At 34.2% G+C, this 6,867-nt stretch carries 5 protein-coding genes and 1 pseudogene; 3 read left to right on the top strand and 3 right to left on the bottom strand.

All coding sequences use genetic code 11. The features are described from left to right. A pseudogene (locus ABX784_RS14485) lies at positions 1–640 on the top strand (hypothetical protein); the annotation flags it as partial. On the opposite strand, the gene ABX784_RS14480 reads toward ABX784_RS14485, so the two are convergent. Continuing rightward, positions 637–1,539: a hypothetical protein gene (locus tag ABX784_RS14480; protein ID WP_372655774.1), complete on the bottom strand. Its 903-nt coding sequence runs from the start codon at positions 1,537–1,539 to the stop codon at positions 637–639. The pseudogene ABX784_RS14485 and the gene ABX784_RS14480 overlap by 4 nt on opposite strands. Continuing rightward, positions 1,532–2,734 carry a hypothetical protein gene (locus ABX784_RS14475; RefSeq protein ID WP_372655773.1) on the bottom strand — a complete coding sequence of 401 codons (1,203 nt, stop codon included), beginning with the start codon at positions 2,732–2,734 and terminating at the stop codon, positions 1,532–1,534. Before ABX784_RS14475 ends, ABX784_RS14480 begins: the two co-directional genes overlap by 8 nt. A 97-nt stretch (positions 2,735–2,831) precedes the next feature. On the opposite strand from ABX784_RS14475, the gene ABX784_RS14470 reads away from it, so the two are divergent. Further along, a complete protein-coding gene (locus ABX784_RS14470; RefSeq protein ID WP_372655772.1) occupies positions 2,832–5,024 on the top strand; it encodes a hypothetical protein in 2,193 nt (730 codons plus the stop codon). Positions 5,025–5,037: 13 nt separating this feature from the next. Further along, the gene (locus tag ABX784_RS14465) at positions 5,038–6,114 is read left to right on the top strand and encodes an RluA family pseudouridine synthase (RefSeq protein WP_372655771.1); all 1,077 of its coding nucleotides are present in this window, start codon (positions 5,038–5,040) and stop codon (positions 6,112–6,114) included. Here ABX784_RS14465 and ABX784_RS14460 read toward each other — a convergent pair. Further along, complete coding sequence (locus ABX784_RS14460; RefSeq protein ID WP_372655770.1) at positions 6,090–6,824, bottom strand: HAD family hydrolase; 735 nt, start codon at positions 6,822–6,824, stop codon at positions 6,090–6,092. The two genes, ABX784_RS14465 and ABX784_RS14460, sit on opposite strands and share 25 nt — an antisense overlap. Positions 6,825–6,867 lie beyond the last annotated feature (43 nt).

The raw sequence follows: 6,867 nt of genomic DNA, 5'->3' as shown, positions 1-6,867 counted from the left end.
TGTGAATTCTAATATAATAGACTTAAAGAAACAGTCCCCTCTAACGTCAAATAATATAGGAAACTATATGATAAAGAGAGTTAACGGGGTCAAAGTCGGTATAATGGCCGTCACAACATTTAAAAATATCGAAGCGAGAAAGCATAAGTACTTAAAGGGCCTCTATTTTGAAGATCCTGTCTTTAGTATTCTAAAAGTACATGAGCTTTTAAAAAGAAAAGGCGCTGAGATTTTTGTACTCATGATTAAGAGCCATAAGACTTGCCCTAACCAAAAGTGCGAATCGACAGAAGAGGAGCTTCAAAAGCTGCTCAAAAGACTTCCCCCACAAAAAATTGACCTCATCATAGGATCAGAACCTAAGATTATAAATGAAAAGATAGGAGGAATCCCTTTTATTCAAAACTTAGGAGAGGGAAAGTATATTAGTAGAGTCGATCTCTTTTATAATACAAAAGAGAAAAAGGTAATAAGCTCTAAGACTAATATCCATCCACCAATTAAGCTTTGTTCACAGTTCTTTAAAGCTACCGATGATTGCCATATTGAAAATGATCTTTATAAAGAAGAAAAGATCAACTTGATTAAAGAAAATCAAGTTGAGATGAGTAGAGCACGTTTTCTAGATATTGAAATCTAAATACAAATCAAAACACCATCTTCACCGCAAATAGTTTTCAAATCGTCTTGGCAAAAGCCTGCAGGGCTATCATTGAAGCATAATTCACGCATATCTCTCCCACTCCACTGTATTCCTCTAACGCAAGCTGGTTTTCCTTTTTTACCGCATTCAACAGGAGAGCATGCCTTAGAGCCTCCACCACTACAGTTAAAATCAACAAGGTAATCCCACCCATAGAGGCACTCATCACAATTTGAGTTTCCTACTATTTCGCACTGATCATTCTTTCTTTCACAGAATGTAATTTCCTTAGACTCCCACTCCCCATACCATAGAGATGTTCTAAGTTTCTTCATAGAATCTTGTGTTATTCGAACACCTTTATCTTGTCGATAAGTACCAGATGAGGAGTACTTAATAAGCTTAGTTTTAATATAAGACTTACTACGTTCTTTATTTGGTAGGACTATATTTAAATTTCTATTTTTAGCATTATAGTCATAGTTCAGATTGATTCCATAAATTCCATTTCTAACGGACTTACCCTGTATATGATCTGTCGTAAATTTAATCTTTAAATTGGAGATCCCTTCAATTGATATAATCTCTTTGGTGCTTGGAAGTTTTGGACATTCCCCTTCCTTTGAAGTTGATACTAACTGTAGTACTCCATTCTTTTTTAAAAGGGGTATTTTGTAATTCAAACAAAAATTATCTGAAGTCAATAATCTCTGCCAACTACCTGCGGGCCTTTCAATATTCTTGCCTATCATAAATTTAGAGTTACCATTGAAGTTACTTTCAAACGTAAGCTTTAACTTTAATATATTTTCAAAACGAATAATTCTCTCATCTTGTTTATAAAAAGAGTCACATGATGAAAATATTAAAAGTAGAGTAATTAGTACCTTATTCATACACATTCCTCATACATCTAAACCCTATTTCAAGACTTCTTCCATCAACACCAATAGGCTTTTCCTTATCCCAATCAATATTTTTATCTAAGTGAGCAAGCCCATCCCAGAAAAGTTTCTCACCAAGAATATGAACATCACTCTCTACAGGAAAGTAAAAGCTTGAAGCTCTTAAGTTCCTATTGCTCTCAAGACTATTTTCATAGGCTTCAAATGGACCTCCCATTACTTGAAAGATACCACTCCAACTGGAAGACTTAGTCATATGTGTAACAAAGGGAGTAACCTCAAAACAGTTTTGAACGTAAGACTTTTCACAATCAAATTTTGTTAATGGAAGTTCCGTATCTTTCTTTATTTTATATAAGAAAGATTCTGAGTTTCTTCTTGTCCAAGGATAGTCGTAACGAATGAGAGTACGTCCGGCCTTATCAGAAGACCCTGATGGATAAAAACTTGCAGCCTCTACGGCCTGAGCTGTCGCTAGTTTCTTACCTTTAAATCCACAAAAGTTTTTCATTTGATCTAAAGATAAAAGAACAGATGGTCTCTCTAGAGGATATCTTTTCTCAATACTTAGACCTAACGTTTCAATCCATTCATTAACTTCTCTATTAGTAACAAGAAACTTATCAATAAAAATATTTCTGTTGAAGTTATCCCAAGTCCAAGAAAATCTTTTCTTAGGAGAATCCTCAGTCTTGTATCCATAGGACTTAGGGGGTAGATATGTATCTCTACAAACATCTTCTAAATCAATATTAAATTTTTCATGCCCATACTTTAGTGTAACTCTTGTAGCGAAGGTTGGTATTCCCTTTTCTAAGGAATTTTGTCTAGAGATTAAAGAGTAATATTTATTAGAGGAAGTACTTAGGGCATTTAAGTTTTTATTCTTCTCAAGAAAACAATTTAGAAATATTGAATTACATTGTGAATATGAGATATCAACTTTGTCTTTTAAATTTAGTTGAGGGCAATACTTCTCTATATCATTCCACTCAGAAGTTGATGCTCCTTCAACCCATTTTTGGGAAATTTGCTTTGAAGCTGCAATAACTTTTTCTATAACTTGAACTTCTTTATCAAGTTCTTTTATAGATTGAATTGATTTCCACCTGAAAAAGGCCACTATGACACCAAAAACAACGGCGATCATTAGCAGAGTGAACAGGACGGTCTTTACTTTTTTCATATAACCTTTTTTACAGGACTTAAATACCATATGGCCTTATAATTATATAGAGGCTTTTATAGTAAATAAAGGTCAGAATTAGATTGATGGGGGACCAATGGATTGGTTAGAAGAAGCAAATCAAAAAGATTCACATAGTGAAGTTCATTCATTCAAAGACTACATGGATATCTTTCATAAGTTTTCGATTAGAGAAACGAGACCTACATATAAATACTTATTAGATATGGTTCACAGTTTCGGACAAGATGAAGAAGGTAACTATAAAGTCTTCCAACACAAGTATCCTGACTCTCCCCCAGTTTATGGACAAAAGAAAACTCAAAGGGCCCTTATTGAGAACTTAGAAAACTTCGAAAAAGAAGGTGTAAACAATAAGTTCATTTTACTTGTTGGTCCAAATGGCTCATCTAAATCGAGTCTTGTTAGACAATTCATGAAAGGTGCTGAGTCATACTCAAAGAAAGAAGAAGGAATTCTATATTCGTTTAGCTGGATATTTCCAATTGATAACTATATCAAAGGAAACCTTGGTTTCTCTTCAGATAGAACAAATCGAGATTTAAATACTTATGCTTACTTAGAAGATAAAGATATTTCTGCGATACTAGGAAGTGAACTTAAAGATCACCCTCTCCTACTTATTCCAAAAGAGTTTAGACAAGAAATTTTAAATGATGCTTTAGCGAAAGATCCAGAACACCTTGAGCTTGTTAAGAAGTCATATATTTATAAAAGTGATCTCTCAAAAAGAAACAGAATGATCTATGATGCTCTTTTAAAGAACTATAAAGGAAAGCATACTGAGGTTCTAAAGCATATTAGGGTTGAAAGAATTGTAATCTCTAAAAGATACTCTTCTAGCGCTGTTACTATTGAGCCTCAACTACACGTTGATGCAAAACTTCAACAAATAACAATGGACAAGAGACTTGCCAGTCTCCCTCCATCTCTACAAAGTTTAAATCTCTTCTCGATGCAAGGAGAAGTAGTCTTGGCCAATCGAGGAATACTAGAATACTCAGATCTTCTTAAAAGACCCTTAGATACTTATAAGTACCTTCTTATGACTATGGAGACAGGTAGTATAAACCTTCAAGGAATTTTAACTCAACTTGATATCTTCTTTGTTGGTACTAGTAATGAAATTCACTTAGCAGCATTTAAACAGCATCCAGACTTTAACTCATTCAAAGGAAGAATTAACTTTATTAAAGTTCCATACCTCCTTGATTATAAAGATGAAATGAATATCTATAATGAACAAGTAGAGGGCCTTAGAGGAAATTCAGTTTTTGAACCCCATGCGCTTGAAGCTTTTTGCTTATTCGCTGTAATGACAAGACTTAGAGCAAGTCAGACAAAGCACTTTGAAAATTCAAAGTTAGCAAAGATTGCAACTTCTCTCTCTCCTCTTGAAAAAGCTAAGCTTTATGCAACAGAAGAGCTACCTGAACACTTAGACTCTGAAGAGAGACAAGTTCTCAAACTTGGTAGAGGTGATATTCAAACAGAATTTGTAAACGAGAACCTCTATGAAGGAAAGTTTGGTATTTCACCTAGAGATTTAAAAAACATTCTCTATAAAATCACTTCAAATCACGAAACAATAACTTTCGTAGAAGTTATTGATTACCTTTATAAGCTAATTCAAAAGAAAAATAGCTATGACTTTCTAAATATGACTCCTCAAGGGGATTTTCATCACCCAGCAAGGTTTATTGTATTAATAAAAGAAGATGCTCTTAATAAGTTTGATAGAGAGTTTAGAGAAAGTCTTGGTCTAGTTGATGATCGATCATACGAGGATTATTTAAAGAAATACATTGAAAATATAAATTCAATGATAAAAGACGAAAGAATTAAGAATATCATTACTGGAAAGTATGAAGATGCAGATGACTACTTTATTAAGGAGTTCGAGCAAAGCATTAACTTAAAAGAATCTCCTGACTCTTTCAGATCTCATCTAATCTCTAAACTTGGTGCCTGGTACTTAGATAATCCAGGTAAGGAAATTATTTATAATGATGTCTTCCCTGATATTGTTGAAAGACTGCAAGAATCATTTAGGGTTGAACAGAAAAAGGTTATTGTTGAAATATCTAAACACTTGGTATTTTTTGAAAAAGAAATAGCCAGTACAGATGAAGATGATGCAAAAACACCTCTTTCTGAAGAGCATCGTCATCAAATACAAAAGGTTCTAGATAACCTTATGAATAATTATAAATATTCACAAAATGGAGCACTTGCGCTAATAAAGTTTATAATTAAGGAACGTTATTAACTTTAGGCCATAAATGCCAATTATTGATAAAACATTTGAAAGCAATAAGTACACTGCCGTCTACCTCGTTGAAGAGGAACACGACGGCATGCGCCTAGATCAGTACCTACAAACTTATCTAGCTAGCTGGTCTAGAGAACAAGTCAAAAAGAAAATCTCTCAAGGTGACATCTCAATTAAAGATCGTCCTGGAAAACATCGTGCGTCCACTAAAATATATACGCGAGATATTATTACTCTCATTACCAATAAAACTGAGCATGAAGATGAGTACTGGAATGGAGAACTTTTAGAGCTTCAAACAGAGCCAGAAATACTTTTTGAAGATGAGGACTTAATCATCATCTCTAAGCCTCCGTATATGTCTACTCACCCGACAGGAAAGCATCTTTTTAACTGTGCCACAGTATTTTTTGAATCAAAGTACAAGAAGACCTGCCACTCTATTCATAGACTAGACAGAGAGACTTCAGGTGCCTTGATGCTGGCCAAGAATCCAAAGTGTGCACAAGTGATGACAGAAGGTTTTGAAAAGGACCTTGTTAGAAAGTGCTACTTCTTCATTGCCTATAATAGAGAATGGAATGGAGAATACTCATTTGAAGATAATCACCGCTTGGGTGCTAGTGAAGAGGGATTAAAAAGAATTTATATTAATCACTTTCCTAAAGAATCAACTGACGGAAAGAGTGCAAGAACACTTTTTGAAGTCGTTCATGTTGAAGGTGACTACGTTCTAGGTTTAGCATTTCCAATAACAGGCCGACAGCATCAAATTAGAGTTCACGCTATGATTAATGGCCTACCTCTTGTAGGTGACAAGCTTTATCTTGGAAATTTTAAAATGTTTCAAAGATTTAAAGATAATATTGCTACAAAAGAAGACCATGATTTAATGGAGATAAGCAGACACGCTCTACATGCTATTGCCTTAAGAGCTCCTTACAAAGGTGAAGAGAAAATATTTTCTTCCAAAATACCAAATGATTTAAAGAAATGGATTAGCTCTAAGATGACGATAGACTTAGTTGAACTTCAAGAAAGGTTAGAGTCTAAAATTCAGGATTACTTTAATAAAGACAAGAGATGATTATACACACCATCTGGTCCATCGTTTTCTTCACCAGTTAAAATAATTGGTGGCCTATACTCAAGCTTACTAAGAACATCTTTAATACTAGAAACACCTACAGAATTTTTAAAAAATCTAAACATTGATTCGTCATTAAGAGAATCACCAAAGTAGATACACTCATCTAACGAGACATCAGTGAGGTACTTCTCATGAAAGGTTTTTACAGCATTATATTTAGAAACGTCACCACTCCAAAAGTTTAAATGAACATTTGAAGTTGAGAAATTTATATCTTCTTTTTCTAAATACTTCTTAACTCCCTTAAATAAATCAATATCTAAGAGAAGATCACTGAGTTCAATTGCTCTATCTGTTAGCCTTCCATACGAGTCGGCACTAAGAGAAATATTTGAAAACTTCTTCAATAATCCCTTTGTAGAAACTTCCAAATGCTTGATATTTTTTCTTAAGACGAATGGCTCATCAATTGGGTTTCCATTCTTATCTCTTTTAACTAGTACTCCTCCCCCTTCTGCTATGACATAGTCTAGAGATGAGAAGTGAGTAATCAAAAAGTGTGCCCAAGACAAAGATCTTCCTGTCACAATGACAATAGGAACAGAGTGCTTCTTTGAATAGTCGAGAATATCAAAGAAGCGCGGAGTAAACTCCGTGCCCTTTGTAAGTGTTCCATCAAAATCTGAAAAAATTATTTTTGGGATCATAATATGGGCCCTCGCTGGGCCCTACTTAATTATTGAAGAGGGT

The sequence above is a fragment of the Halobacteriovorax sp. genome (assembly GCF_041587335.1).
Lineage (GTDB): Bacteria > Bdellovibrionota > Bacteriovoracia > Bacteriovoracales > Bacteriovoracaceae > Halobacteriovorax.
Note: the sequence above shows the minus strand (reverse complement) of the source record. Positions and strands in the feature narration are given on the sequence as shown.